This window comes from Dactylosporangium sp. NPDC000244 (assembly GCF_040300725.1).
GTDB lineage: Bacteria > Actinomycetota > Actinomycetes > Mycobacteriales > Micromonosporaceae > Dactylosporangium.
Window position 1 is genome coordinate 109,400 of record NZ_JBEPEH010000014.1, and the last position, 25,530, is coordinate 134,929.

19 protein-coding genes are annotated in these 25,530 nt (G+C 73.8%); 3 read left to right on the forward strand and 16 right to left on the reverse strand.

Annotation, left to right across the window (positions count from 1 at the left end):
• Window positions 1–17 precede the first annotated feature (17 nt).
• From ABT369_RS21200 to ABT369_RS21255, 12 genes are all read right to left on the reverse strand, one after another.
• Window positions 18–1,430 carry an amidohydrolase family protein gene (locus tag ABT369_RS21200; RefSeq protein WP_350614173.1) on the reverse strand — a complete coding sequence of 471 codons (1,413 nt, stop codon included), beginning with the start codon at window positions 1,428–1,430 and terminating at the stop codon, window positions 18–20.
• Window positions 1,430–2,203: a VOC family protein gene (locus tag ABT369_RS21205; RefSeq protein WP_350614174.1), complete on the reverse strand. Its 774-nt coding sequence runs from the start codon at window positions 2,201–2,203 to the stop codon at window positions 1,430–1,432. Before ABT369_RS21205 ends, ABT369_RS21200 begins: the two co-directional genes overlap by 1 nt.
• Window positions 2,200–2,865, reverse strand: coding sequence for an alpha/beta hydrolase (locus ABT369_RS21210; RefSeq protein WP_350614176.1), 666 nt, complete (start codon window positions 2,863–2,865; stop codon window positions 2,200–2,202). The genes ABT369_RS21205 and ABT369_RS21210 overlap by 4 nt, the downstream gene beginning before the upstream one ends.
• A gap of 2 nt (window positions 2,866–2,867) precedes the next feature.
• Complete coding sequence (locus ABT369_RS21215) at window positions 2,868–4,460, reverse strand: ABC transporter substrate-binding protein (protein ID WP_350614177.1); 1,593 nt, start codon at window positions 4,458–4,460, stop codon at window positions 2,868–2,870.
• Window positions 4,460–5,851 carry a class I adenylate-forming enzyme family protein gene (locus ABT369_RS21220; RefSeq protein ID WP_350614179.1) on the reverse strand — a complete coding sequence of 464 codons (1,392 nt, stop codon included), beginning with the start codon at window positions 5,849–5,851 and terminating at the stop codon, window positions 4,460–4,462. Before ABT369_RS21220 ends, ABT369_RS21215 begins: the two co-directional genes overlap by 1 nt.
• Window positions 5,851–7,200, reverse strand: coding sequence for an amidohydrolase family protein (locus ABT369_RS21225; protein ID WP_350614181.1), 1,350 nt, complete (start codon window positions 7,198–7,200; stop codon window positions 5,851–5,853). The genes ABT369_RS21220 and ABT369_RS21225 overlap by 1 nt, the downstream gene beginning before the upstream one ends.
• 187 nt (window positions 7,201–7,387) lie before the next feature.
• Window positions 7,388–8,362 (reverse strand): ABC transporter ATP-binding protein, encoded by a 975-nt coding sequence (locus ABT369_RS21230; protein ID WP_350614182.1) that lies wholly within the window; start codon window positions 8,360–8,362, stop codon window positions 7,388–7,390.
• Window positions 8,359–9,318: an ABC transporter ATP-binding protein gene (locus ABT369_RS21235; protein WP_350614183.1), complete on the reverse strand. Its 960-nt coding sequence runs from the start codon at window positions 9,316–9,318 to the stop codon at window positions 8,359–8,361. The genes ABT369_RS21230 and ABT369_RS21235 overlap by 4 nt, the downstream gene beginning before the upstream one ends.
• Entirely contained in the window at window positions 9,315–10,220 is a 906-nt protein-coding gene (locus ABT369_RS21240) for an ABC transporter permease (protein WP_350614184.1), read from the reverse strand. The genes ABT369_RS21235 and ABT369_RS21240 overlap by 4 nt, the downstream gene beginning before the upstream one ends.
• Window positions 10,221–10,237: 17 nt before the next feature.
• On the reverse strand, window positions 10,238–11,158 hold the full coding sequence (locus ABT369_RS21245; RefSeq protein ID WP_350614185.1) for an ABC transporter permease: 921 nt from the start codon (window positions 11,156–11,158) through the stop codon (window positions 10,238–10,240).
• Window positions 11,155–11,442 carry a hypothetical protein gene (locus ABT369_RS21250; protein WP_350614186.1) on the reverse strand — a complete coding sequence of 96 codons (288 nt, stop codon included), beginning with the start codon at window positions 11,440–11,442 and terminating at the stop codon, window positions 11,155–11,157. The genes ABT369_RS21245 and ABT369_RS21250 overlap by 4 nt, the downstream gene beginning before the upstream one ends.
• A 2-nt stretch (window positions 11,443–11,444) precedes the next feature.
• Complete coding sequence (locus tag ABT369_RS21255; protein ID WP_350614188.1) at window positions 11,445–12,500, reverse strand: class I SAM-dependent methyltransferase; 1,056 nt, start codon at window positions 12,498–12,500, stop codon at window positions 11,445–11,447.
• Window positions 12,501–12,701: 201 nt separating this feature from the next.
• Between ABT369_RS21255 and ABT369_RS21260 the strand changes: the two genes are divergently transcribed.
• Window positions 12,702–13,922 (forward strand): MFS transporter, encoded by a 1,221-nt coding sequence (locus ABT369_RS21260; protein WP_350614189.1) that lies wholly within the window; start codon window positions 12,702–12,704, stop codon window positions 13,920–13,922.
• Between the two features lie 88 nt (window positions 13,923–14,010).
• Window positions 14,011–16,428: a transglycosylase domain-containing protein gene (locus ABT369_RS21265; RefSeq protein ID WP_350614191.1), complete on the forward strand. Its 2,418-nt coding sequence runs from the start codon at window positions 14,011–14,013 to the stop codon at window positions 16,426–16,428.
• A 17-nt stretch (window positions 16,429–16,445) separates the two neighbouring features.
• Here the strand turns inward: ABT369_RS21265 and ABT369_RS21270 are convergent, their stop codons facing one another.
• Entirely contained in the window at window positions 16,446–17,501 is a 1,056-nt protein-coding gene (locus tag ABT369_RS21270) for a DUF3616 domain-containing protein (protein WP_350614193.1), read from the reverse strand.
• A 254-nt stretch (window positions 17,502–17,755) separates the two neighbouring features.
• On the opposite strand from ABT369_RS21270, the gene ABT369_RS21275 reads away from it, so the two are divergent.
• On the forward strand, window positions 17,756–19,456 hold the full coding sequence (locus ABT369_RS21275) for a S8 family serine peptidase (protein ID WP_350614194.1): 1,701 nt from the start codon (window positions 17,756–17,758) through the stop codon (window positions 19,454–19,456).
• Here ABT369_RS21275 and ABT369_RS21280 read toward each other — a convergent pair.
• From ABT369_RS21280 to ABT369_RS21290, 3 genes are all read right to left on the reverse strand, one after another.
• Window positions 19,425–20,297, reverse strand: coding sequence for an ion transporter (locus ABT369_RS21280; protein WP_350614196.1), 873 nt, complete (start codon window positions 20,295–20,297; stop codon window positions 19,425–19,427). The two genes, ABT369_RS21275 and ABT369_RS21280, sit on opposite strands and share 32 nt — an antisense overlap.
• Window positions 20,298–20,308: 11 nt before the next feature.
• Window positions 20,309–21,235, reverse strand: a complete 927-nt coding sequence (locus tag ABT369_RS21285) for a cytochrome P450 family protein (protein WP_350614197.1) — start codon at window positions 21,233–21,235, stop codon at window positions 20,309–20,311.
• A 107-nt stretch (window positions 21,236–21,342) separates the two neighbouring features.
• Window positions 21,343–25,458 carry a fibronectin type III domain-containing protein gene (locus ABT369_RS21290; RefSeq protein WP_350614198.1) on the reverse strand — a complete coding sequence of 1,372 codons (4,116 nt, stop codon included), beginning with the start codon at window positions 25,456–25,458 and terminating at the stop codon, window positions 21,343–21,345.
• Between the last annotated feature and the right edge of the window lie 72 nt (window positions 25,459–25,530).

Consider the following 25,530-nt stretch of genomic DNA (forward strand, 5'->3'; position numbering starts at 1 on the left):
CTCCTCACGAACTCGCGTCATGTCCAAAGCCCGCGGACGAACCGGCCGCAGCCGGTCTCCTCGAGCAGGTCCCGCTGCACCTTCGCGGCGTTCGCCACGGCCGTGCGGCGGTCGGCGCCGACCGGCTCGCCGTCGCGCAGCACGGTGCGGCCCCGCACCAGCACGCGGTGCATCGCCTCGGGCGACGGGCCGCCGGACCACACGAGGTTGGCCAGCAGCGCGGCGGGCGGCGACAGGGTGGTCTCGGCGGACAGGTCCACCACCAGGACGTCGGCGTCCTTGCCGGTCTCCAGCGAGCCGATCCGCTCGGCCATGCCCAGCGCGCGGGCGCCGCCGATGGTGGCCAGCTCGATCGCCCGCTCGGGGCTGCCGAAGAGCAGCTCGGCCCCGAAGACGCCCGGCCGGCGGACGCTGTCGCTGACCCGCTGGGCCATCAGGTAGCCGCGCATGCCCATCCACAGGTTCTGCCCGTAGGCCACGACGGGGCCGTCCAGGCCGAGCGAGGTGGTGACCCCGGCCTCGTCGTAGCGCCGCGAGTCGAACGTGACCATGCCGAGGATGAGCTCCATGTCCGGCACCAGCGACACCGACGCCCCGGCCGCGGCCAGCCGCTCGGCCTCGCCGTCGACCAGGCCCTGCGCGTGGATGGCGATCACGTGCGGGGCGAGCATGCCCTCGCTGTCGAGCCACTCGATCGAGCCGCCGCTCCAGCCGCGCCGCTCGGCGAGGTACCGCTTGTCCATGTAGGACGGTGCGTGGATGTCGAACTGCTCGCCGTGCGCGACGGTCCAGTCGTAGAGGGCGTGCAGGTCCTCCGGCGTGCAGTAGGTGATGCCGATGGAGCCGGCGGTGACGGAGACGGTGTCGCCGTTCCACTCGGCGGCGATCCGCTCCGTCTCGGCCAGGCCGGTCTCGACGTCCTCGCGCAGGTCCTCCGGCACGGTGGCCGGCTCGTTGATGGTCAGCCGGGCGGCGCGCACCCGGATTCCGGCCTCGGTGACCGCGCGCAGCACGCCGTCCATCGAGCGCTTGTGCCGGTGCGTGAAGTGGTCGTCGGCCGTGGTGGTGACGCCGCTGCGCAGCAGGTCGAGCACCGGCGGCAGGGCGGAGGCGTAGGAGCGCTCCTCGTCGCAGGCGCCGGTCATCGGGTAGTAGAAGCCGTGCAGCCGCTCCTCGAACGTGGTCCCCTCGGCCATCCCGCGGATGCAGCCCTGCACCAGGTGCGTGTGCGTGTTCACCAGGCCGGGCAGCACGAGGAAGCCGGGCCCGCCGAGGGTCTCGGCGGCGGTCCACGGCGCGGGGCCGGCGCCGACGTCGGCGATCCGGCCGTCGACGACGGCCACGTAGCCGTCGTCGATGACGCGCCGGTCGGGGTCGACCGTGACGATCCGGCCGAGGATGAGCGTGTCGCAGGTCCGGGGCGCGTCCATCAGGACTCCCCCTCGAACAGCCAGGCGTGGCCCTCGGGGTCGAGGAAGGCCCGGTAGCCGTCCGGGCCGTCGGCGAGCGTGCCGCCCGCGGCGGCCACCGCGTCCGGGTCGACGCCGCTCAGCAGGCCGAGCACCGCCTCGGCGGCCAGGTCGCGGGCCGGGTCCTGGGTGCGGCCCCGGAACGCGATCTGCAGGGTGACGATCTCGTCGACCGCCATCATGTAGCCGAAGCCCTCGGTGCCGCGCCGCTCCCGCCAGCCCAGGGCCGCGTAGAAGTCGCGGGCGGCCACGATGTCGGCGGCCTGGAAGATGACCCAGCCGATGCCGGTCACGGCCGGGGCCGGGCCGTCCAGCCGCGCGAGGGCGGCCAGGTCCTCCTCCCGGACGCTGTCGTCCATGCGCTGCTGCAGGCCGATCGGCTGGCCGGCCGGGTCGTGGAAGTACCCGAGCAGCGCGTGGCCCTTCATGTCGTACTCGAACGGCCGGTTGATCCAGGCCACCCCGGCGTCGTCGAGGCGCTTGACGGCCGCGTCGATGTCCCAGGTGCGCAGGATCGGGATGACGCCCTGGCGCTCCCAGCGGTCCTGGTACACGGGCAGGTCGGCGTCGCCGGGGGCGAGCAGCAGCGCGGTGTCCCAGCCGGTGTCCACGGCGACCCAGCCGGGGCGGGGGCCGTCGGTGATCTCGGCGTCGAGGTGCCGGCGGTAGAACTCGGCGTCGGCCGCGGGGTCGGCGACCCGCAGGACGGCCGCGGTGAGTGCGGGTGGTGTCAACGTTCCTCCAGGAGCAGGTGGGTCAGGGCCGCCGGCGCGTCGAGCATCGCGTCGTGCCCGGCGTCCAGGTCGAGCAGCGGCCAGCCGGCGGCCCGGACCCGGTCGAGATAGGGCCGGGGCGCCGGGTTGGCGGTGCACCGGATGTAGGTGACGGGCGCGGTGCTGGCGCCGCGCAGGCGCAGGGGCTGGGTGAGGCAGGCGAAGGGCTGGGGCCGCAGCCGCCGCTCGGCCCAGGCGCGGACCCGCGGATCGCGGATGCCGAGCCGCGGGGCGCCGGGGACCGGCAGCACCAGTACGCCGTCGCGCGCGACCGCGCGGGCCGCGAACTCGGCCCCGCGCGGGTGGACGTCCAGCGCCGACTCGCCGTCGAGCGCGACCGGCGCGTCCAGCAGCACCAGCCGGGCGACCGCGGCCCGGTCGGCCGCGCCGGTGGCGACGATGCCGCCGTAGCTGTGCCCGACGAGGGTCACCGGGGCGGCCGCGGCCCGCACGGCCGCGACCACCTCGGCGATGTGCCCGTCCAGATCCGCCTCGGGGTCCGCCTCGCCGGCCAGGGTCGGGGCGTGCACGGCGTGCCCGGCGGCGGTGAGGGCCGCCGCGACGGGCTGCCAGCACCAGCCGCCGTGGAACGCGCCGTGCACGAGCACGTACGTCCGGGGCATGCTCAGGCGGTCAGGTAGAGCTTGTCGAGGTACTGGTCGGTCTCCACCTCGGACTTGATCATCCCGGCGAGCTTCTTCGAGCCGGCGTCGATCCAGACGTCCTGGGTGAGGAACAGGAACGGCGCGTCGTCGTGCATGATCTGCGCCAGCTGCTTGGACAGCGCGCCGCGCTTGGCGTCGTCGAGCTCGGTGAGCGCCTGCTTGTAGAGCGCGTCGAACTCGGGGTTGCTGTAGTGCCGCGTGGCCGACGAGCCGATGAACCAGGCGAACGCGCCCAGCGGCTCGAGGTAGGGCCGGGTGAACAGGCCGTAGTGGAAGATGTCGGCGCGGGCCTTGCGGGCGTAGAACATGTCGGTCTGCAGGGTGGTGTCGGTCATCGCGGTGTACTGCACCTTGACGCCGACCTTGCCGAGCTGGTTCTGCACGTACTCGCCGATGAGCCGCCGCACGCTGCCCGGGCTCGCGAACGCGCTGGCCATGGTGATGGTGAAGCGGGTGCCGTCGGGCCCCTTCGGGTATCCGGCCGCGTCGAGCAGGCTCTCCGCCTTGGCCGCGTCGTACGGGTAGTCCTGCAGCGACTCGTCGTACCCGACCGCGCCCGGCGTGGCCAGTTGCCCGTTGCCGCCCTCGGTCTGGCCCTGCAGCACGTTCTTGATGAGCGTCTGCTTGTCGATGGCGTAGTTGAGCGCCTGGCGCACCTCCTTCTTGCCCATCGGGCCGCTCTTCGGGTTGCCGGAGTAGTCGATGGTGTCGAGGAACGCGCCGAGGTTGTTGCCGCCGGTGTACGTGACGACGTTGCCCCCGCCGCTCTTGATCGCCGCGAGCTGGGCCAGCGGCACCAGGTTGATGTACTGCACCTGCCCGGACGTGAACGCCGCGACCTGGGAGGCGGCGTCGGTCATCGACCGGATCGTCACCTTGGTGAGCGTGCCCTTGCGCCAGCCGTCGTCGAACTTCGTGAGCACCCACTGGGTCGTGTCGTGGCTGGCGAGCTTGTACGGCCCGGTGCCGATCGGCTTGTCGGCGAACGCGGCCGCCCGGGTCTTCTCGTCGGCGCCGAGGCCGGTGAAGTACTGCTCCGGCAGGATCGCGACGCGGGCGAGCTTCTTGAGGAACAGCGCGTCGGCCGACTTCATGGTGACCGTGACGGTGGACGCGTCGCCGGCCGTCACGTCGGCCATCGAGGTCATCAGCGACGCGGTGGCCAGGGTGCTGGTGGCCGCGCGCTTGAGGCTGAAGACCACGTCGGCCGACGTCATCGCGGCGCCGTTGTGGAACTTGGCGTCGGTGCGCAGGGTGATCTTCAGGCTGGTCGGGCTGACCTGCTCCCACGCGGTGGCGAGCATCGGCAGGATGGTCGCCTTGCCGGGGTCGAGGTCGAACAGCGCGTCGAAGATGTCGTAGCGGCGGGGGTTGCCGCCGAGCACGGCCATCGGGTCGAGGCTGGTGGGCAGGTTGCTGATGCCCATCGTCAGCTCCTGCACGGCCGCCTTCTCGCCGCTGCCGCCGGCCGGGTCGTCGCCGGTGCCGCAGGCCGCGAGGGTGGCCAGGGAGGCCAGGCCGAACAGGAAGCCGCGCCGGGAAACGTCTGCCATCAGAGGGTCCTTTCGGGGGTGGTGTGCAGCTGGGCGGCCGCCACGCGGTCGGTCTTGCCGGCCGGGGTCCGCGGAAGTCGTTCGACGTACCGGATCTGGTATGGGCAGGGCAGGACGGCGTCCAGCAGTTCGGCCGGTGAGGCGGCCGTCGTGCCGGGCGAGGGTTCGATGAGGACGGTCATGGCCGGGGTCAGCACCGCGTCGGCGACGCCGGGCAGCCCCCGCAGCCGCTCCTCGACGGTGACCGGCAGGATGGTCCGCCCGGCAACCTCGATGGCGTCGGCGGCCCGGCCGAAGACCTGCAGCGCGCCGTCCTCGGCCCAGGCGCCGACGTCGCCGGTGTCGAACCAGGACCCCTGCGCGCGGGCGGCGTGCAGGATTGGCGCCGCCGGGTCGGCGGCGAGCTCGTGGAGGTAGCCGGGCGCGACGGACTCGCCCCGCACCTCGATGCCGCCGCTCGCCGTGACCCGCACGTCGAGCGTCGGGGTGGGCGCGCCGACCCGGAACGGCTCGCCGAAGCGCGGCTGCCCGGAGCGGTCGACGGCGATGGAGCCGGCCTCGGAGGTGCCGTAGTTGAGCACCACCCCGGCGTGCGGGGCCAGGGCCCCGGCGAGCTCGTGCAGGAACCGCTGCTGCATGAGCTGTCCGGTGGCGACCGCGGTGCGCAGCCCGCGCCGCACGAGGGTCTCCGCGGCGCCTGCGGCGAGGACCGCCCGCCACTGGGGCGCCTGCAGCGGCAGGATGGTGACCCCGCCGGCGCCGATCTCGTCCAGGGCCTCGACGCTGAACGCGTCCATGAGCAGCAGGGTGCCGCCGAAGAGGAACATGGACCGGGCCGCGCCGGAGAGCACCGAGAGGTTGAACGGGCTGGCGACCACCCACCGGTCGGCCTCGCCGCAGCGGTAGGACCAGGAGCGGTGCCAGGCGTCGGCGACGTCGCAGCCGACGGTGCGCACGACCGCCTTCGGCACGCCGGTGCTGCCGGCCGTGAACTGGATGGCGCTGACGACGTCGGCGCCGCGCCCGCGGGCCCAGTCGGTGCCGTCCTCGGGCGCGGCCGCGAGGTCGGCGAACGTACCGTCGGCGATCACCTCGGTGATGCCCAGGGCGTCGGTGATCTCGGGCAGCCGCGGCTTGAGCGACAGGCTCAGCATCGCCGGTTGCAGGCCGGCGGCCTGCGCGGCCAGGTAGAGCTCCGCGCCGATCGTGCCGGAGTAGGTGGCGATCCCGACCCGCTCGCCGGGCCGGCGGCCGCGCGCCCGGAAGCCGGCCACGAGCGCGCTGACCCGGTCGGCCAGGGTGCGGTAGTCCGTGGTCCGTCCATCGTGGACGATCGCGGGGCGGTCGCCGCGGTGCCGGGCGTGGCGGGCGACGGCGTCGAGGAGGTCCATCACGACCACCGCTGCCACACGGCGGCGCAGGCGTCCTCGGCGGCCGCGCGGGCCGCGGCCCAGTCGACGCCGACGAGCTGCCGGTCGCGGACCCGGATCTCGCCGCCGACCATGACGAGGTCGACGTCGTGGCCGCTCGCGTAGTGCACGACCGAGGCGAGCGGGTCGAAGACCGGGGCGCTCTCGGGCGCGGCCAGCTCGACGGCGACCAGGTCGGCGGCGGCGCCGTCGGTGAGGTCGGCGCGCAGGCCCAGGGCGGGCGCCGGGCCGGTCACGGCCGCGTCGAGCATGGTCGCCGCGTCGGGCCAGTCGGTGCGCCCGACGGCGATCTTGGCCAGCATCGCGGCCATCCGCACCTCGGTGACGAGGTCGGTGGTGAACGCGTCGGTGCCGATCGCCATGCGCACCCCGGCCTCGGCGAAGCGGCCGAACGGCGGCAGGATCGCCTCCCGGACCTTGCGCACGGCGCAGTGCGCGACGACGGCGCCGGAGGCGGCCAGCCGGGGCAGGTCGGCGTCGGGCAGGTAGGTGCCGTGGGCGCAGATGAGCCGCTCGCCGAGCAGCCCGGCCTCGTCCAGCAGCTCGACCGGGGTGCGGTCGAACTTGCGGCGCACCTCGGCGAGCTCGCCCTCGGACTGGCACAGGTGGGTGGTGACCGGGCAGTCCAGCTCGGCGGCGAGCTTCGCCAGCCCGGCGAGCACCGCCGGCTCGACCGTGTGCGCGCTGGCCGGGCCGAGCAGCAGCCGGATGCGGCCGCCGGCGCGCCCGTCGTGCGCCGCGTGCAGGGCGCGGAAGGCGTCGAGCTCGGCGAGCTGCTCCCGCTCGGGGCTGAGGTCCTCGCGGCGCTGCCGGTCGCCGTCGAGCGTGCCGAGGCGGTGCGCGACGTTCATCGGCAGGGCGGGCCCGGCCCAGGTGCGCACGCCCACGTCCTCGGCGGCGTCGAGGTACCCCTCGATGTCGACCGACGAGGTGGAGACCACGGTCGTGGTGCCGGTGCGCAGCATGCCCAGCAGATCCCAGCGGACGATCGCGCGCAGCCCCTCGCGCAGCTCCGGCTGGTAGGCGAGCTGCCAGAGCCGGGTGAGCGGCACGTAGTACGGCGTGCCGGGGGCGAGCTTCAGGTCCTCGGCGATGCCGCGCGCGACCGGGCCGGCGCCGGCGTGCGTGTGCGCGTTGACCAGGCCGGGCAGCACCAGGTGACGGGGCAGTTCGACGCGCTCGGCGTCGATGCCGGCGTCGGTGGCGGCGGGCAGCGAGGTGACCGTGCCGCCGTCGACCAGCAGCGAGGTCCCGGTCTCGACCCGGCCGCCGCCGCGGTAGACCCAGCGGGGCCGAAGGAGCGTCCGCATGACACGCACCCCTGTTCCTTCTTCCGGAATAGCATTCCAATTCCGGAAGCATGGCAGTCGAACAGGGCATTTACAAGAGGCCGTGAATGCATTTTCGCACACACTCTGAGCTGCCCGGACATGCAAATATTGCGGACGGTTTCGAGAACCGCCCGCAATATTTGGAAACGCATTGGAAACGAAATTCTTAGGGCAATTTCAGGGAGCCCGGATAATGGCACGCGACGAGCTGGCCCGGCGCGGTCTCGACGACGGGCGGCTCGGCCGTGCGGCAGTCGTCGCGGGCCACCGGGCAGCGGGCGGCGAACCGGCAGCCGCGGCCGTCCCAGGCGTCGGCGGCCTCGCCGGCCAGCAGGATGGGCTCGCGCCGGCGCTCCCGCTCGGGGTCGGCGACGGGCACGGCGCTCAGCAGCGCCGTGGTGTAGGGGTGCCGCGGGCCGGTGAACGCGGTGCCGGTGTCCGCGGTCTCGACGATCCGGCCGCGGTACATCACCGCGACCCGGTTGCACAGGTACTCCACGATCCCGAGGTCGTGCGTGATGAACACGTAGGTCAGCGCGAACTCCTCGCGCAGCTCCTTGAGCAGGTTGACGATCTGGGCCTGCACCGAGACGTCCAGCGCCGACAGCGGCTCGTCGAGCACGAGCACCCGCGGGCGCAGCACCAGGGCGCGGGCGATGCCGACGCGCTGGCGCTGGCCGCCGGAGAGCTCGTTGGGGTACCGGTCGGCCAGCTCCGCCCGCAGCCCGCACGCGTCCATGAGCGCCAGCACCCGCCCGGCCCGCTCGCGCCGGTTGCCCATCCGGTGGTTGAGCAGCGGCTCCTCCAGGCTCTGGCCGATCGTGCGGCGCGGGTTGAGCGCCGAGTACGGGTCCTGGAAGACGAACTGGACGTGCCGGCGGAACGCCCGCCGCTCCCGCCCGCGCAGCGCGAGGGCGTTGCGGCCGGCGACGGTGACCTCGCCGGCGGTGGCCAGCTCGAGCTGGGCCAGCACCCGGCCCAGCGTCGACTTGCCGCTGCCGGACTCGCCGACCACGCCGAGCACGTCGCCCTCGAAGACGTCCAGGTCGACGCCGTCGACGGCGCGGGTCCCGCCGTAGTGCCGGGACACGGCCCGGGCGGTCGTGATCGGTCCCGTGATCGGCTCGGTGACCGCGGTCATGACGCCTCCTGCGCGCGCAGGCAGCGCCAGGAGCGCTCCCCCGCGCTCGACAGCGGCGGGTCCTCCTCGTGGCAGCGCGCCACGGCGACCGGGCAGCGCGGGTGGAACGCGCACCCCGCCGGCATCGCGCGCAGGTCCGGCGGGAGCCCGGGGATCGAGGTGAGCGGGCGGGAGCCGTGCCCGCGCCGGGGCACCGCGCCGAGCAGCGCCCGGGTGTAGGGGTGGCGCGGGTCGGCGAACAGCTCGGCGGTCGGGCCGGACTCGACGATCCGGCCGCCGTACATGACGACGGTGCGCTCGCACAGCCCGGCCACCACGCCGAGGTTGTGGGTGATCATCATGACCGCCATGCCGTGCCGGCGGTTGAGGTCCTTGACGAGCGCGAGGATCTGCGCCTCGATGGTGACGTCGAGGCCGGTGGTGGGCTCGTCGGCGATGAGCAGCGCGGGCCGGTTGGCCAGCGCCATGGCGATCATCGCGCGCTGGCGCATCCCGCCGGACAGCTCGTGCGGGAACTGCCGGGCGCGCCCGGCCGGGTCGACGATGCCGACCTCGCCGAGCAGCCGTACCGCCTCGGCGTGCGCCTCGGCCCGCCCGACCGGCCGGTGCTCGCGGATCGCCTCGACGATCTGGTCGCCGACGCGGTGGTACGGGTTCAGCGCCGTCATCGGGTCCTGGAAGATCATGCCGATCCGGCCGCCCCGCACCGCGCGCAGGCGCCGCTCGGGCAGCCCGGTCAGGTCGGTGCCCTCGAAGAGCACCTGCCCGCCGGTGATGCGCACGGGATGGTTGAGCAGCCGCAGCACCGACAGCGCCGAGAGGCTCTTGCCCGAGCCGGTCTCGCCCACGATGCCGACGATCTCCCCGGGCGCGATGTCGAGGTCGACGCCGCGCACCGGGGTGGTGTCGCGGATCCCGACCGTGAGGTCGCGGATGCTCAGCAGCGCCTGGGTCATCGGGCCTCCCGCGGGTTGAGCACCGAGCGCACGGCCGAGCCGAGCGTGTTGACGGCGAGCACGGTGATCACGACCATGACGCCGGGGACGACGGAGTACCACCACGAGGTGTTCAGGAACACCCGGCCGCCGGCCATCATCGCGCCCCAGTCCGCGGTCGGCGGCTGCACGCCGGCGCCGAGGAAGCTCAGGCCGCTCTCGACGAGCAGCACGGCCGAGAACGTGAACGTGCCCACGACGATGGTGGTCGACAGGACGTTGGGCAGGATGTGCCGCAGCACGATCATGAGGTCGGAGGCGCCGGCGCCGCGGGCGGCGAGCACGTAGTCGGCGGTCTTCACCCGCAGGACCTCGGCCCGCACCACCCGGGCGAACTGCACCCAGCCGAACAGCGCCAGCACCAGGAAGACGGTCGACAGGCTCGGGCCGCGGGCGGCGACCAGGGCCAGGGCCAGCACCAGGTAGGGGAAGCCCAGCTGCGCGTCGACGACCCACATGATGACCGGCCCGACGACGCGGGTGTAGAGCCCGGCGAGGAGCCCCAGCGCGGTGCCCACGACGCCGGTGAGCAGGGCCGCGGCGAAGGCCAGGCCCAGCGCGGTGCGGGAGCCGACGATCATCCGGCTGAGCAGGTCCCGGCCGAGCTCGTCGGTGCCGAGCGGGTAGGTCCAGGTGCCCCCGTCCCAGATCGGCTTGGCCAGGATGTTGGCGTAGTCCTGGTCCTCGGCGCCGTGCGGGGCGAGCGCCGGGCCGAAGACGGCCAGCACCGCGAGGCCGGCCAGCACGAGCAGCGACACGACGGCCGCGGGCCGGCGCAGCAGCTGCGCGGCCAGGGTCACCGGCACCGGCCGCGCGCGCAGCCGCACGACGGCGGCGGGGGCGTTGATCGGCACTGCCGTCATCGGAGCCCTCCTGTCTCTCAATGCACGCGCACGCGCGGGTCGATCCGCTCGTACGTCAGGTCGACGACGAAGTTGATCACCACGACGATGAGCGCGAAGATGAATGTGGTCGCCTCGACCAGCGGGTAGTCGCGGGCGGTGACCGCGTGCACCAGCAGCTGGCCGATGCCGGGCCAGGCGAAGATGGTCTCGATGAGCACCACCGCGCTGAGCATCTGGCCGAGGTCCAGGCCGGCCACGGTGACCAGCGAGGTGGCCACCGGGCGCAGCGCGTGCCGGCTCACCACACGGCCCCGGCCCAGCCCCTTCGCCCGCGCGGTGCGGGTGAAGTCCTCCCGCAGGCTCTCGGCGAGCCCCGCCCGGGTGAACTGCAGCAGCCGCGCGATCGGGTGCAGGGCCAGCGTCACGACCGGCAGCACCCAGCTCAGCGGGTCGGGCGTGCGGATCGAGGGCACCGCGCCGAGCGTGACCGCGAAGATGAACACGAGCACGATGGCGAACCAGAACACCGGCACCGCCTGGCCGAACAGCACGACGGTGTCGACGAACCGCTGGTAGACACGGTTGCGGGTCATGCCGGCCGCGATGCCCAGCGGGATGGCGACCAGCAGCGCGAACAGGAAGCTCACGGCGACGAGCTCGAGGCTGGCCGGCAGCTGCTTGAGGATCATCCCGAGGGCGTCCTGGCGGCTCTGGAACGACTCGCCGAAGTCGAAGCGCACCAGGTCGCCGAGGAAGGTGAGGTACTGCGCCCACAGTGGACGGTTGAGCCCGAGCTGCTCGCGGATCGCCTCGACCGCCTCGGGCGTGGCGTCCTGCCCGGCGATCGACGCCGCCGGGTCGCCGGACACCCGCAGGAGCACGAAGAGCAGCGTCATCACGCCGAAGAGCACCGCGATCAGGTGGGCCGCCCGCCGCAGCAGGAAGCGGCCGCTCACGGCGACTGCATGGCCGCGGCGGTGCGGGTGTCCTCGTCGAGGATCGCGCCGAACACGCGCCGGACGAATGCCGCGCGCTCGGCCGCGATACGCTCGCGGACCGCGCCGCCGGGGACCAGCTCGTCGATCTGCTCGGCGGTGAGCACGCCCCCGCGCACGAGCAGTTCCTCCAGCACGATCGAGCGGTCGCGGAGGATCCACACCTCCGAGGCGAGCTCGGTGATCATGCGGGCCAGGTCGTCGAGGCGCCGGGACTCGAGGTACGGGCCGGCTTCTGCGCTCATCTTCACGCCTCCAATGGCTTGCGGCCGCGGGTGATCCAGGGGTACAGGCCGGGGCCGAGGCCGTACGCCTCGACGTCGACGAAGCCGACCTTCTTGAACAGCCCGGGCAGATCGAGCTGCAGCGCGGCGCGCCAGAACGGCTCGCCCCGGTTCTCGGTCTCCCAGTCGAGCACGACGGCGCGGAACGCCGACTGCTTCTCGTAGGGCGCGACGTCGCCGAAGACGATGTCGCCGCCCGGCTCCAGCACGCGGTACATCTCCCGCAGGATGGCCTCGGTGGCGCGGGTGGGCGTCTCGTGGAACAGGATGTAGCCGGTGACGAGGTCCACCGAGGCGTCGGGCAGCCCGGTCCGCTCGGCCCGGGCCTGGATCAGCTCCCAGCGCAGGCCCAGGTCGCGGGCGGTGGCGTGGGCGTACTGCAGCCCGGTGCGCGAGAGCTCCACGCCGACGAGCTGGGCGTCCGGGTGCACCTTGGAGATGGCCACGGCGTAGCGGCCGGTGCCGATGCCGGGCTCGAGGATGCGCCGGTAGTCCCGGCGCGGGGCCTCCAGCGCCGTCAGGTACCGCTGGTCGTTGAGGTCCTCGCCGGTCTTGACGGCGCCGACCCCGCCGGGGGCGAGCACGTAGGCGTAGGCGATGTCGTGGGTGACGACGCCCATGAGGTCGTGGCCGTCCCAGCCGCCCGTGGTCAGGTGGAAGCCCTTGGTCCAGTAGTCGGGGATCTCGACGTCCGGGTCGAGCGTCAGGGTCCCGGGCGCGTCGTCGGCGGCCAGCCAGGCGCCGATCCGCCCGCGGGCCTGCTCGGCGGCGGGCAGGGCGCGCACGTAGATCTCCTCGGCCACCCAGCGGGTCAGCAGCCGGTCGAAGCGCCACTCGGAGCTGTCGGCGAGCGTGCCGTAGACCGAGGCGCGCCGCTCGGCGATGGACAGGGGCGGCTCGGGCACCGCCGCCTCGTACTGCTGCGCGGCGGCCGGCTGCAGCACCCCGCCGGCGAAGCCCTGCATCGACCCGAGGAACTCCATGCCCGCGCGTCCGCGCTGCCGCATCGGAACGTCCATCGAACCCTCCTGTTCCTTTATTCGGAATCCTGTTCCCAGGAAACTAGCGGAGAGTTGAGCTGCGGAAACCCACCCGATCCGTAAAAAGGAGGTGTCGTTCCCCCGGCACCCGAAACACGGCTGAAACATTTTCCGGCCGATCGCCGCGCCTGCTACGGTTCGGCTCGGAACGCCGTTCCGAGTAAGGGGAAGTACAGAACCATGCGTCGTGGGCTCATCGGGCTGCTGGCCGTGGCGTGCGGGCTCACCGCCGCCAATCTCTACTACGCGCAGCCGCTGCTGCCCGTGCTCGGCGACACCTTCGGCGTCGGCGACGTGACCGTCTCCACCATCGTCGTGGCCACCCAGATCGCCTACGCGATCGGCCTGTTCTTCCTCGGCCCGCTCGGCGACCGGGTGCAGGTGCGCACGCTGGTGACCGTCCTGCTGCTCGTGAGCGCGGCCGGGCTGACCGGCGCCGCCGCCGCACCCGCGTTCGGGGTGCTGCTGGCCGCGTCCGTGGTCGTCGGCGCGGTCTCGGTCGTCGCCCAGATCCTGGTGCCGTTCGCGGCCGGCCTGGCCACGGACGCCGACCGGGGCCGCGTCACCGGCACGGTGATGAGCGGCCTGCTGGCCGGCATCCTGCTGGCGCGGGCCTTCTCCGGCGTGGTGTCCGACGCCCTCGGCTGGCGCTGGGTCTACGCCCTGTCGGCCGCGTTCATGCTCGGCCTGGCGGCGGCCCTGCGCGCGATGCTGCCGGTGCGCGAGCCCTCGACGACGGCCGGCTACGGCCACCTGCTGCGCAGCACCCTGGCCCTGCCCCTGCGCCACCCCACCCTCCGCCGCCGCGGCCTGTTCCAGGCGGCCCTGTTCGGCTCGTTCACCGCGTTCTGGACGACGATGGGCTTCCTGCTGACCCGTGCCCCGTACCACCTCTCGGAGTTGCACGTCGGCCTGTTCTCGCTGCTGGGCGCGGGCGGCGCGCTCATCGCCCCGGCGGCGGGCCGCTGGAGCGACCGCGGCTGGTCCCGCCGCAGCACGGTCGTGGGCCTGCTCGTGGCCGGCGTCGCGTTCGCCGCCGCCGGCGCGGTCACCGCGCTGCCGGGCCGGATCGCCGGCGTCGTCGCGCTCGCGGTGGCCGCGCTGGTCATCGACGCGGCCGTGCAGACGCTGCTCATCACGAACCAGCAGGTGGTGTACCGGCTGGAGCCCTCGGCCCGGGCCCGCATCAACACCGTGTTCCTGGTGACGTTCTTCCTCGGCGGCGCGGCCGGTGCGCAGCTGAGCACCGTGGCCTGGCACCTGGGCGGATGGCCCGCGGTGGCCGGGTTCGGCGGGGCGCTGCCGCTGCTGGCGCTGGTCACGTACCTCGCGGGCGGCCTGCGCAAGGAGCGCGCGGAGGACGCGGCGCGCGCCGAGGCCCAGGTGCCGGTCGCCGCCTGAGGCCCAGCCCGTAGCGGTCCGTCGAGTCGACAGTCACCGATGATGACGGGGGTCGCCGGGATCGATGCCGGGCCGTACGCTCGGCCGCATGGAGCAGGACGCCAACGGTATGGGCGGGCCGGTATCCGGGCGGGCCCGCGTTCCCAGCGGCCCGCCGGCGGGGCGTGCCAGCGTGCCGGCCGGCCGCGCCGCGGTGAGTGCCTCGCCCGCGGTGAGTGCCTCGCCCGCGGTGAGTGGCTCGGCCGCGGCCCGGGCCGGGGCGCGGGCGAAGCGAAGACGCCGGCGCAACATCCTCATCGCCTCGATCGCCGCGTTCATCATGGTCGCCGGCATCGGCATGGTCTCGGGCACCTACTACTTCGACAAGGTCGCGCTGCCGGACGACATCGCGCTGGACCAGTCGACCACGATCTACTTCGCCGACGGCCAGACGCCGATGGGCAGCATCGGCGAGAACCGCACGTCGCTGGCGTTCAAGGACATCCCGCCCGACATGCAGCACGCGGTGGTCGCGGCCGAGGACAACACGTTCTACACGAACGACGGCGTGGACTACAAGGGCGTCGTGCGCGCCGCGTGGAACAACGTCTCCGGTGGTGACCGGCAGGGTGCCTCGACGATCAGCCAGCAGTACGCCCGCCGCTGGGCCGATCTCGAGGGCGTCACCTACGCGCGCAAGCTCCGCGAGGCGGTCATCGCGCTGAAGCTCAACCAGCAGTACAGCAAAGACGAGATCATGACGATGTACCTCAACGTCGTCTACTTCGGCCGCGGCGCCTACGGCGTGGAGGCCGCCGCCCAGGCCTACTTCGCCAAGCCCGCGAAGGACCTGAAGACGAACGAGGCCATGCTCCTGGCGGGGCTGATCAAGAACCCCGAGGGCAACAGCGGCAAGGGATCGCCGTTCGACCCCAACATCGACAAGGCGCAGTCGCAGAAGCGGTTCGAGTACGTCCGCGACCAGATGATCGAGCTCAAGTTCGTGCCCGCGGCCGAGGCCGAGACCCGGATGAAGTTCCCGGACAACGTCATCACGCCGGCGCAGGCGCGGGAGCGGGCGGTCGCCCGGCAGAACCTCGGCAAGCCCGAGGGCCTGATCATCCACCACGTGCTCGGCGAGGTCGCGGCGCTGACCGACCCGCGCACCGGCCAGCCGATCTACGAGGACACCGACGCGGACGGCAAGAAGAACTTCGACAAGATCCGCAACGGCGGCCTGAAGATCGTGACCACGATCGACAAGGACATCCAGCAGATCGCGGTGAGCAAGGCCAGCCGCGCCAAGGGCTCCAACATGGAGAAGCAGCCGCCGAACCTGCAGGCCGCGCTCGTGGCGGTCGAGCCCGGCAACGGCGGCGTGAAGGCCTACTACGGCGGCGACGACGGCAACGGCTGCGACTACGCGAGCTACTACGTGGACCCGGTCCTCGGCACCGGCGGCCAGAGCTGCGGCGGCGGGCACCCGCCGGGCTCGACGTTCAAGGTCTACACGCTCGCGTCCGCGCTCATGGCCGGCTACTCGATCGACTCGATGTGGAACGGGGTGCCGCAGGACTTCCCCGGGCGCACCGCGGCCAAGCACAACCAGGTCAAGAATGCGACCGAGGGCGTCGAACCGGAGTGCAAGTCCGGCTCCGGCAAGTGGTGCACCCTGGAGGAGGTCACGGTCCAGTCGCTGAACGTGCCCTTCTACGCGATCACGCTGGAGCTCACGCCGGCCCGGGTGATCGACACGGCCCGCGCGGCCGGGGTCCGCAACATGTGGGCGACGGTGCAGGGCCAGGACCTGCCGCAGCGCATCGACCTGGAAAAGCTCAAGGGGGCCGACGTGGCCCCGAGGTACTTCCAGGAGGAGGTGGGCTTCGGGCAGTACCCGATCACCGTCCTCGACCACGCGGGCGGCCTGGCGACCTTCGCGGCCCGCGGCAACGCCTTCAAGACCCACTTCCTCAAGGAGGTGTGGACCGGCGACCGCAAGACCTACGGCGAGGTGCTCAAGGGCACCCGCATCCCCGGCTTCTCCGAGCAGATGGCCGACGACATGGCCAAGGTGCTCATGGGCGTGCCGCAGCACTACGGGCTGAAGTCCCCGCACGGCTACCAGCTCGCCGCCAAGACCGGCACCTGGCAGCTGGGCAACACCACCTCGAACGCGCACGCGTGGATGGGCGGGTTCGTGCCCTACGACCCCGGCCGCAAGGCGCCGGGGCTGGCCGCCGCGGTCTGGGTCGGCAACAAGGACAAGGAGGTCGCCATCAAGGACCGCAACGGCAACAACATCATCGGCGGCAAGCTGCCCGGCCCGATCTGGGCCGACTTCATGGACACGGCCCTGACCAAGGTCAACATGCCGAAGATCAAGTTCCCGCGGGCGCCGATCACCGGCAACAAGGACGTCGGCACCGGGGTGTCGCCGCAGCCGAGCGTGCCCGGCTTCCCGGGCTGGCCCGGACCGGGCGACCCGGGCCAGACCCCGACCCGGCCGGGGCCGACCCGCCGCCGCTGACCCACCCCGCGCGGGCCCTACAGCTTCACCAGGTCCGCGAGCACGGCTCCGTCGCCGGGCAGGCGCGACGGGGCCGGGCTGTCGTACACCACGAGCAGCCGCCGGCGCTCCGGCGGCCCCACGAGCGTGATGCCCTCGGCGTGGTCGTCGCCCTCGCCGTAGGGCAGGTCGAGTTCGCGCCGGACCGCGTCGCCGCGCACCACCTGCGGGGTGGCGGCGCGGGCGGCGTGGTGCCAGCGGTACAGGCGCACCGGGCCGTCCAGGTCCATCGACGGGCCCGCGAGCAGCAGCAGGTCGTCGCCGTCCGGGCACATGTCGCGGATGCCGAGGCCACCGAGGGCGAGCACGTGCTTGCGGTAGCGCCGGCCGTCCTCGAAGGGACGCAGGCACAGCCGCTGGGGGGCGTCGGGCCCGGCGTAGGGCCGCAGCTCCAGCACGATCGCCCAGCCGCGCAGCACGGGGCCGCGCAGGCCCAGGTACACCCGCTCGCCGTGCACCGCGATGCCCTCGATGTCCAGCCCGTTGTCCTTGCCGGGGATGGGCAGGAACGGCGCGAGGTGCGGGTCGTCGCGCAGCAGGTCGCGCAGGTTGTCCTCGCCGCTGAGGATCGCCGCGTGCTGCCGGCCCGCCTCGGTGTCCACCCACGGCACCGGCTCGCCGCCGGCGATCGGCAGCCGCACCAGGATCTGCCGGTTGTCCTGGCCCTCGACCCGGGCGAGCCGCTTGAGCGGCTTGGCGCCGTCGTGGTGGGCCTTGATCTGCTTGCGGCGCAGGCTGTGCGAGCCGACGGCCCACAGGAACGGCCCCGAGCGCGCCAGACCCTCGATGTCGGCCTCCTCGTCGGCGTCGGCACCGGGCAGCGGCACGAGGTCGGCGAGGCGGTAGCTGGTCTCGTCGGTGTAGCGTCCGGGCTCGAGGGGGTCGTCGGCCACGAGCCGCTCGATCGTGGCGGTCTCGTCGCCGGCGACCCAGAGCACCGGCCCGTCGGCGCGCACGGCTGAGAGGTTGGTGTGCGTGGTCGCGGCGCGGGAGCGCTCGCCGAGGTACAACCGCACGGTTCGTTCGACTGTCACCCACGCATCGTGACATCGCCGCGACATCGGGATGATCACGTAGGGCGGATCCCCTAGCGCAGCAGGTCGGCGATGCGTTCGAGGCCCTGGCGCGGGCGGCGGAAGTACGTCGCCCGGCTCAGGTGCGGGCGGTGCGCCACCAGGTCGTGGCCGCCGTCATTCACCCTCGCATTCGCGGAATCGGGCAGCGAGGGTTCCGTCGGCGGGTGGGTCTCCGGTTCCATGGTCCCCATTCCCTCGACCAGGGAGGTTATGTGGGATACAGAAGGAAGCTCACCGGCGCCGCGGTGCTCACCGCGACGCTGACGCTGACGGCGGCGGGCCTGGTGCCGGCCCCCGCCAACGCCGAGGCCGGGGCCACGACCGAGTACACGGTCGTGGCCGCGGACAACGTCTCCACGGCCGACGCCACCGCCGCCATCGTCAAGGCCGGCGGCAAGGTGACCGGCGGCACCAGCGACGTGGGGATGTTCACGGTCCTCGCGCCGCAGAACGGCTTCGTCGAGAAGGCCGCGAACGCGGCCGCGCTCGTCGGGGCGACGCGCAAGACCGTGATCGGCCACGCTCCGAAGAAGGAGCAGGCGGGCGACGTCGAGCGCGAGGCCCAGCAGGCGGCCGCGAAGCGGGGCGGCGGCAACAAGCCGGCCACGGCCGGGATGGACCCGCTGGACGACAAGCTGTGGGGCCTCACGACCGTCCGGTCGGACAAGGCGCGGAAGGTCAACGCGGGCGACAAGCGCGTGACCGTCGGCATCCTCGACACCGGCGTGGACGCGTCCAACCCCGACATCGCCCCGAACTTCAACTGGGCGCTGTCGAAGAACTTCGCGAAGGACATGCCCGACATCGACGGGCCGTGCGAGGTCGCGAGCTGCCTCGACCCGGTCGGCACCGACGACGGCGGCCACGGCACGCACGTCGCCGGCACGATCGGCGCGGCGGCCAACGGCATCGGCGTCTCCGGTGTCGCGCCGAACGTGTCGCTGGTCGAGCTCAAGGGCGGCCAGGACTCCGGGTACTTCTTCCTGGAGCCGGTCGTCAACGCGCTCGTGCACGCGGCCAACAACGGCATCGACGTGGTGAACATGTCGTTCTACGTCGACCCGTGGGCGTACAACTGCGTCGCCAACCCGGCCGACTCCCCGGCCGCGCAGGCGGAGCAGCGCACGATCATCAAGGCGATGTTCCGAGCCCTCACCTACGCGCACACCAAGGGCGTGACCCTGATCAGCGCGCTGGGCAACAACCACGAGGACAAGGGCAAGCCGCGCACGGACATCTCCAGCCCGGACTACCCCGCGGACACGGCCTACGACCGGCCGATCCAGAACAGCTCGTGCTGGGACCTGCCGACGGAGGGCCCCTTCGTCATCAGCGTGTCCTCGCTCGGTCCGTCGCTGAACAAGGCCGACTACTCCGACTACGGGGTGGAGCGGACCGCCGTCTCGGCACCGGGCGGCTACTTCCGTGACGGCCTGGGCACCGACACCTATCGGACCGTGGGCAACGAGATCCTGTCCACGTACCCGAAGAAGGTGCTGCAGGAGGAGGGCTCGGTCGACGCGGACGGCAACGTCCTGCCCGAGTTCGCCGACTCCGTCTTCAAGCAGTGCAACGCGGCCGGGCAGTGCGGGTACTACACCTACCTGCAGGGCACCTCGATGGCCTCGCCGCACGCCGCCGGCGTCGCGGCGCTGATCGTCAGCGCGCACGGCAGCAAGCAGGGCCGTAACGGCTTCGGCCTGGAGCCCTGGAAGGTGGAGTACCTGCTGCTCAGCACGGCCTCGGAGCACGCGTGCCCCGAGCCGCGCACGGTGTCGTACGTCAACGTCGGCCGCTCGGCCGAGTTCGACGCGACCTGCGAGGGCAGCAAGCAGTTCAACGGTTTCTACGGTCACGGCATCGTCGACGCCTACGCCGCGGTCACCGCCCACGCCTGGTGGGAGCACCACTAAGCACTGGAGCCGGGGCCGTCTCCTCGCGGGGCGGCTCCGGCGACCGGTACTCGCGCTCGAGGTCCTCCAGGGCCGCGCGCAGGACCGCCAGCCGCTCCTCGATGCCCTTGTTCACCGGGGGCGGCGGCTGCTTCTCCGACTCGTGCGCCTCCTGCAGCGCGTTGAGGACCACGCCGACGAGCAGGTTGGTGAGCAGGTACGACGCGGTGATCATGTACGACAGGTAGTACAGGACTCCCCACTCGGTGACCTCGCGCCCGGCCCGCAGCGTGTCGGTGATGCCGTCCAGGGACAGCAGCAGGAACAGTGACAGCATGGCCTGCCCGACGGTGCCGTACTGCTCCGGGTACGCGGTGCCGAAGAGCATCCAGCCGACCATGGCGTAGCCGTAGAGCACGAGCAGCGTGATGAGCAGGAAGCTGCCCAGCCCCGGCAGGCTCCGGCGGATGCCGACGAGGATCACCCGCAGGCTCGGGAAGAGCCGGAACGCGCGCACGATCCGGGCCAGGCGCAGCAGCCGCAGCAGCGTCACGTTCTCGCGCACGCCCGGGATCAGCGGCGCGATGATGATCGCGAGGTCGAACAGGTTCCACCCGTCGCGCGCGAAGCCCCTCACGTTCGCGGCGAAGCGGATCAGCAGCTCGACCGAGAAGCAGCCGAGGAAGACGTACTCCAGCGCGTGAAACGCCGGTCCGGCCTCCTCGACGAAGCCGTGGTAGGTCTCCAGGCCCAGCGTGGCCGCATTGAGCACGATCACGACGAACGACGCGGCGTTGAACCACGGCGCGGCGACGAGCCCGCGGCACACGGCCGCGACCCGCACCGCCGGACTGTTTTCCACGGGGCGGCAGCCTACACAGTGCCGGTGCCGCCCGAGTCCGTGCCCTCCGCACGGCGGGCCCGCACGCCGCGGGGCCCGTGCGTGCGCAGGCCCGAGCGCCACTCGACGGCCTGCTCGGGGATCTGCACCCGGCCGTCCAGCACCGTCAGGGCCTCGCGGATCAGGGCCGCGGCGATCGGCTCGCCCGGGCAGCGGTGCGGGCCGTAGCCGAACGCGACGTGCGGGCCGCCCTCCCGGCCGGCGGCGGCCAGCGACAGCAGGACCGTCTGGCCCGCCTCGATCGTGGCGTCCGCGAGCCGGATGTCCTCGGTGGCGAAGCGGCGAAACGTCGTCGTCTGCGGCGTGTGGCGGCGCAGGGCCTCGTCCGCCGCCCACTGCCATCTGCGGAAGTCCCCGTGCTCGGCGGCCACGAGGGCGCTGCTCGCGACGGCGTCCACGCAGATCTCGTACCACACGAAGAGCAGGTAGAAGAGCATCGCCGTGGACTCGCCCGGCCCCATGCCGGGCAGGGGCGGCAGCGCCTCGACGATCGCCGCCATCGCGGGCAGGGTGTCGCGGGCCCGCACGGTTGCCGAGTCCGGGCCCACGACCCGGTTCGCCCAGGCCGTGTACGCCTCGCGCTGGGCTCGCGGCAGGCCCAGCCAGTCCGCCGTGGACGCGGCGACGTACGGGCCGGCGAAGTCCTGGACCAGGTCGAAGCGCTCCCCCGCGGCCAGGAGCGCCTGCTCGGCCGCCCGGCGGAACCGCAGCCGCGCGCGGTGCGCGGCCGCGCGGTCCATCAGCGGGGTCACCAGGCGCCGCAGCCGGCGGTGGTCGTCCGGCTCGGCGCTGATGATGTTCTCCCGGAACGCCGGCGGCAGGTCGTAGCCGCGATAGTCGGCGCCCGCCGCGTGGCGGGGGCAGGGCGACAGCCGCGGGTCGGCCAGCGCGGCGACCACGTCGCGGCGGCGGCGCAGCAGCCAGGCCGGGCCGTCGTCGGTGGCGATGCGCGCGGGGCCGCCGGGTCTGCGAATGTCGATGGCCCACCGTATACCCGGTCGCGGCCTCAGCGCCGGGCGAGCAGCCGCACGGTCGCGCCGGTCAGGACCAGGCCGAGCCCGGTCAGCAGCATCAGGCCCAGCGCGACGCCGGTCACCGGCAGCGTGCCCGTCGCCGGGCCCGGTGTCGTGACCGGGGTCGTGACGGCCGCGGGCTGGACGGTCAGCGCCAGCTTCAGGGTGTGCGCGGCGCCGTCCGGGCCGGTGCCCAGGGCCACGAAGGCGTGCTCCCCCGCGGGCAGGTCCGCCGGTACCGTCACCGGGACCGAGAAGTCGCCGTTCGCGTCCGCGGTCACCGTGGTCAGGACCGTCGGGCTGGAGTACACCGTCACCGTGACGGTCGAGTAGGGGGCGAAGCCCCGCCCCGTGACGACGATGCGCTTGCCGGGCGGGACGGTGCCGGTCGGGCCCTGGTCCGTCACCAGCGTCAGCGGGGTGTCGGGCACGGTCGCGGGCGGGGTGGGGGTCGTCGGCGCGACCGCCGCCGAGGGCGGGCTCGCGGCCGAGTCGCCGCCGTGCGCGCCCTTGGCCACGACCGTGACGGTGTACGACTTGCCGCCCTCGGCCCCGAGCACGCAGCTCGTGTCCGTGGCGCTGCTCGTCTCGCACGTGGCCGGGCCCGGCGTGGCGGTGGCGATGTAGCCGGCGATGCCCGAGCCGGGGGTGCCCGCCGTCCACGAGACGGTGATCGAGGCGACGCCCGCCACCGCGGTCACGCCCGCCGGGGCGCCCGGGGCCACGCCCGGTGTCGTCGTCGCCGGGGCGCTGGGCGCGGAGTCGCCGGCCGGGGAGTGCGCGACCACGGTGATCGTGTACCGGGTGCCGTTGGTGAGGCCGGTGATCGAGCACGTGGCCGCCGTCGCGTCGCAGCTCGCGCCGCCGGGCTGGGCGGTGGCCGTGTAGCCCGTGATGCCCGCGGCCGAGGCCGGCGGGCTCCACGTGATCACGGCCCCGCGGTCGGCCGGGGCCGCGCTCTGGATCGCCGGCGGGGTCGCGGCGGCCAGGGCGGTGATCGGGCTCGACGCGGAGGATCGGGTGCCCTCGACGCCACCGCGAAGCGCGGAGACCGAGAAGGTGTACTCCACCCCGGCGCTCAGCCCCGGGACCGTGCACGGCGACGCGGCACAGTCCACCGTGGACCCGCCGGAGACGTGCACCCGGTAGCCGTCGACGGTCCCGCCCGGCCCGGTCCAGGTCACCGAGACGGTGCCGGAGCCGTTGACGGTGACCGGGCCGATCGCCGGGGCGCCCGGCGCCGCCACGGCGACGGTCGCGGCCGAGGCCGCGGACGCGACGCCGCCGCCGGCCTGGTTGCGGGCGCTCACCCGGAAGCGGTACGACGACCCCGCGGTCAGGCCCGGGACGGTGCACGACAACCCGGCGGGGGCGGCGCAGTCCCCGGTGGACACCGCGGCGAACGCGCCGCCGTCCTCGGACAGCTCGACGCCGTAGCCGGTCACCGGCGGGGCGGGCGCGGTCCACGTCAGGTGCAGGGCCCGGTCGCCGCTCACCGTCGCGACCGGCGTGCCCGGGGCGCCCGGCACGGCGACGGCGACCATGGCGGCCGACGGCGCCGAGGCGCTGCCGAATCCGGCGTCGTTGCGGCCGGTGACCCGGAAGCGGTAGGAGACGCCCGCGGTCAGGCCCGGGATCGAGCACGACGCGGTGGCGGGCGCGGCGCAGTCCCCGGTGGACACCGTGCTGTAGGCGCCGCCGCCGGCCGAGACCTCGACCCGGTAGGAGGTGACCGGCGCCGCGGGCGCGGTCCACGTCAGGTCCAGCACCGCGTCGCCGCCCACGACCGCGCTCGGCGGGCCGGGGGCCGCGGGCGGGTCGAGCGCCGTGACCGTGGACGACGGCGCCGAGCGGGCGCCCTCGACCCCCGCGCGCAGCGCCGAGACGGTGAACGTGTACTGCGAGCCCACGGTCAGCCCGGAGACGGTGCACGGGGAGGCGGAGCAGTCCACTGTGGACCCGTCGGACGCGTGCACGCGGTACGAGTCGGCGCCGCCGGGCGGGGCGGTCCACGCCACCGACACCGTGCCCGGACCCGTGACCGTCGCGGCGCCGATGGTGGGCGCGTCCGGCGCGGCCACGGCGGTGACGGCGGCCGACGGCGCCGACGCCGGGCCGGCGCCGGCGGCGTTGCCGGCCGAGACCCGGAAGCGGTAGGAGCCGCCGCCGGTGAGGCCCGAGACCGTGCACGACGTCGTCGCGGGCGCGGCGCAGTCCCCGGTGGCGACCGCCGTGAACGCGCCGCCGTCCCCGGACACCTCGACCTGGTAGCCGGTGACCGGCGGGGCGGGGGCGGTCCACGTCAGGCTCATCGAGCGGTCCCCGGCCACGGCCGCGGAGGGCGCCCCGGGCGCGGCCGGCACGTCGAGCGCGGTCACCGGGCCGGACGCCGACGACCTGGGGCCCTCGAGCCCGGCGGCGAAGGCGGAGACGGCGAAGGTGTACTGCGACCCCGGCGTCAGCCCCGCAACGGCGCACGGCGACGCGGGACAGTCCACGGTGGAGCCGTCGGACGCGTACACCCGGTAGGAGTCGGCGCCGCCGGGCGGCGCGGTCCACGTCACCGAGACGACGCCCGGGCCGGTGACCGTCCCGCCCACCGCGGTCGGGGCGCCCGGCGGCGTGCGGACCGCGACCGCGCCGGACTGCGCCTGGCCGTCCACGGTGGCCTGCACCGAGCCGGCGCCGCTGGCCGTGCCGGTGAACGTGGCCGTGGCGGTGCCCGTGCCGGACTGGATCGCGGCCTGCTGGGCCGAGAGCGTCCCGCCCGTCGCGGACCAGGTCACCGCGGCCCCGGTGAGCGCGCCGAGCTGGCCGGCGGGCACGCTCGCCGCCGCCGAGTCGGTGAGGAAGCCCGCCGTCGCCGTCGACGTGGCGCCGGTAAGGATCGACGCCGGCACCACCGCGACGCCCAGCTGCAGCATGGGTGTCGCGGTCAGCGTGCCCGCCGCGTTGACCACGGCGTCGCAGCCCGCGCCGCCGCCGGCCCCGGCGTTGCAGCCCCACCAGTCGCGCGTCGCGGTGAGCGTGCCGCCCGCGTGGTACAGGCCGGGCGTGTTGCCCGTGATCCGGCTGTAGGTGACGCTCGCGCTCCCGGCCACGTACAGCGCGCCGCCGAGGCCCTGGGCGCCGCCGGTGCCGGACGCGGTGTTGGCGGTGAAGACGGTGCGGGTGAACGCCGGGGTGCCCGACTGGACGTAGACCGCTCCCCCGCGGGCGTCGGCGCCGCTGCCGGTGCCGGTGGCGCTGTTGCCGTCGAACGTCGTGTCGGTGACGGTCATCGAGCCGCCCGCGACGTCGGCGCGCACGGCCAGCGCGGCACCGCCGCTGGGGGTCGCGCCCGGGCCGGACGCGCTGGTGTTCGCCATCGTGTTGGCGCGGAAGGTGCTGCCGTCGATCGTGAGGGTGTCGGTGGCGTGCTGGGCGGAGAAGTACACGCCGCCGCCGGGGCTGCTGCCGGAGGTGTTGCCGCTGAACGTGCAGTTCGACACCGAGAGGCTGCCGCCGGCCATGGCGACGCCGCCGCCGGGCGCGTTCGTGCGGCTCGCCGACACGTCGTTGACGTTGCCGGTGACGCGGCAGTCGGAGAGGGTCAGCGAGTCGGGGGTGGCCGCGGCGGGCGCGCCCGCGAGGATGCCGCCGCCGCCCACGCCGTCGGTCCCGCGGCCGTTGCGGATCGTGAGACCGGACAGCGTGACGTCGACGGCGCCGGCCTCGCCCGGGTCGAGGTTGAACACGCGGTCGGCCGCGCCGCCGTCCACCACGGTCGATCCGGCTCCGGCGCCGGTCACGGTCAGCTGTACCGGGCCCGCGCCGCCGGCGACGACGAGGGCGCCGAGGCTCAGGGTGTAGGTGCCGGCGGGGACCGCGACGGTGCCCGTGCCGGCGTTGCGGGCCCGGCAGACCGCCTCGCGCAGCGACAGCTGGCCGTCGGCGCCGGTGCCGGTCGTGATTGCCGGATTCGCGCAGGCGCCGAGGTCGTCGGCGTCCTGCGTGGTCGTCACGCTGTGCGTGGCGGCATAGGCCGGACGGGCGAACGCGATGCCGGCGACGGCGGCGAGCAGGACCGCGACACCGGCCCGGCTCAGCTGCTCCACCCTGGTCCTCATGGTCAAGAATCTAGCCGATTCGGCCACTTGCGGTGTTAGTCTGCGCACGCTAGGTAGTTGAATTCCTGTGGG

Coding starts and splice junctions, on each gene's coding strand:
- ABT369_RS21200 (WP_350614173.1), bottom strand. CDS start 1,430: ATGGACGCGCCCCGGACCTGCGACACGCTCATCCTCGGCCGGATCGTC.
- ABT369_RS21225 (WP_350614181.1), bottom strand. CDS start 7,200: ATGCGGACGCTCCTTCGGCCCCGCTGGGTCTACCGCGGCGGCGGCCGG.
- ABT369_RS21240 (WP_350614184.1), bottom strand. CDS start 10,220: ATGACGGCAGTGCCGATCAACGCCCCCGCCGCCGTCGTGCGGCTGCGC.
- ABT369_RS21250 (WP_350614186.1), bottom strand. CDS start 11,442: ATGAGCGCAGAAGCCGGCCCGTACCTCGAGTCCCGGCGCCTCGACGAC.
- ABT369_RS21230 (WP_350614182.1), bottom strand. CDS start 8,362: ATGACCGCGGTCACCGAGCCGATCACGGGACCGATCACGACCGCCCGG.
- ABT369_RS21265 (WP_350614191.1), top strand. CDS start 14,011: ATGGAGCAGGACGCCAACGGTATGGGCGGGCCGGTATCCGGGCGGGCC.
- ABT369_RS21220 (WP_350614179.1), bottom strand. CDS start 5,851: ATGGACCTCCTCGACGCCGTCGCCCGCCACGCCCGGCACCGCGGCGAC.
- ABT369_RS21260 (WP_350614189.1), top strand. CDS start 12,702: ATGCGTCGTGGGCTCATCGGGCTGCTGGCCGTGGCGTGCGGGCTCACC.
- ABT369_RS21210 (WP_350614176.1), bottom strand. CDS start 2,865: ATGCCCCGGACGTACGTGCTCGTGCACGGCGCGTTCCACGGCGGCTGG.
- ABT369_RS21215 (WP_350614177.1), bottom strand. CDS start 4,460: ATGGCAGACGTTTCCCGGCGCGGCTTCCTGTTCGGCCTGGCCTCCCTG.
- ABT369_RS21255 (WP_350614188.1), bottom strand. CDS start 12,500: ATGGACGTTCCGATGCGGCAGCGCGGACGCGCGGGCATGGAGTTCCTC.
- ABT369_RS21235 (WP_350614183.1), bottom strand. CDS start 9,318: ATGACCCAGGCGCTGCTGAGCATCCGCGACCTCACGGTCGGGATCCGC.
- ABT369_RS21290 (WP_350614198.1), bottom strand. CDS start 25,458: ATGAGGACCAGGGTGGAGCAGCTGAGCCGGGCCGGTGTCGCGGTCCTG.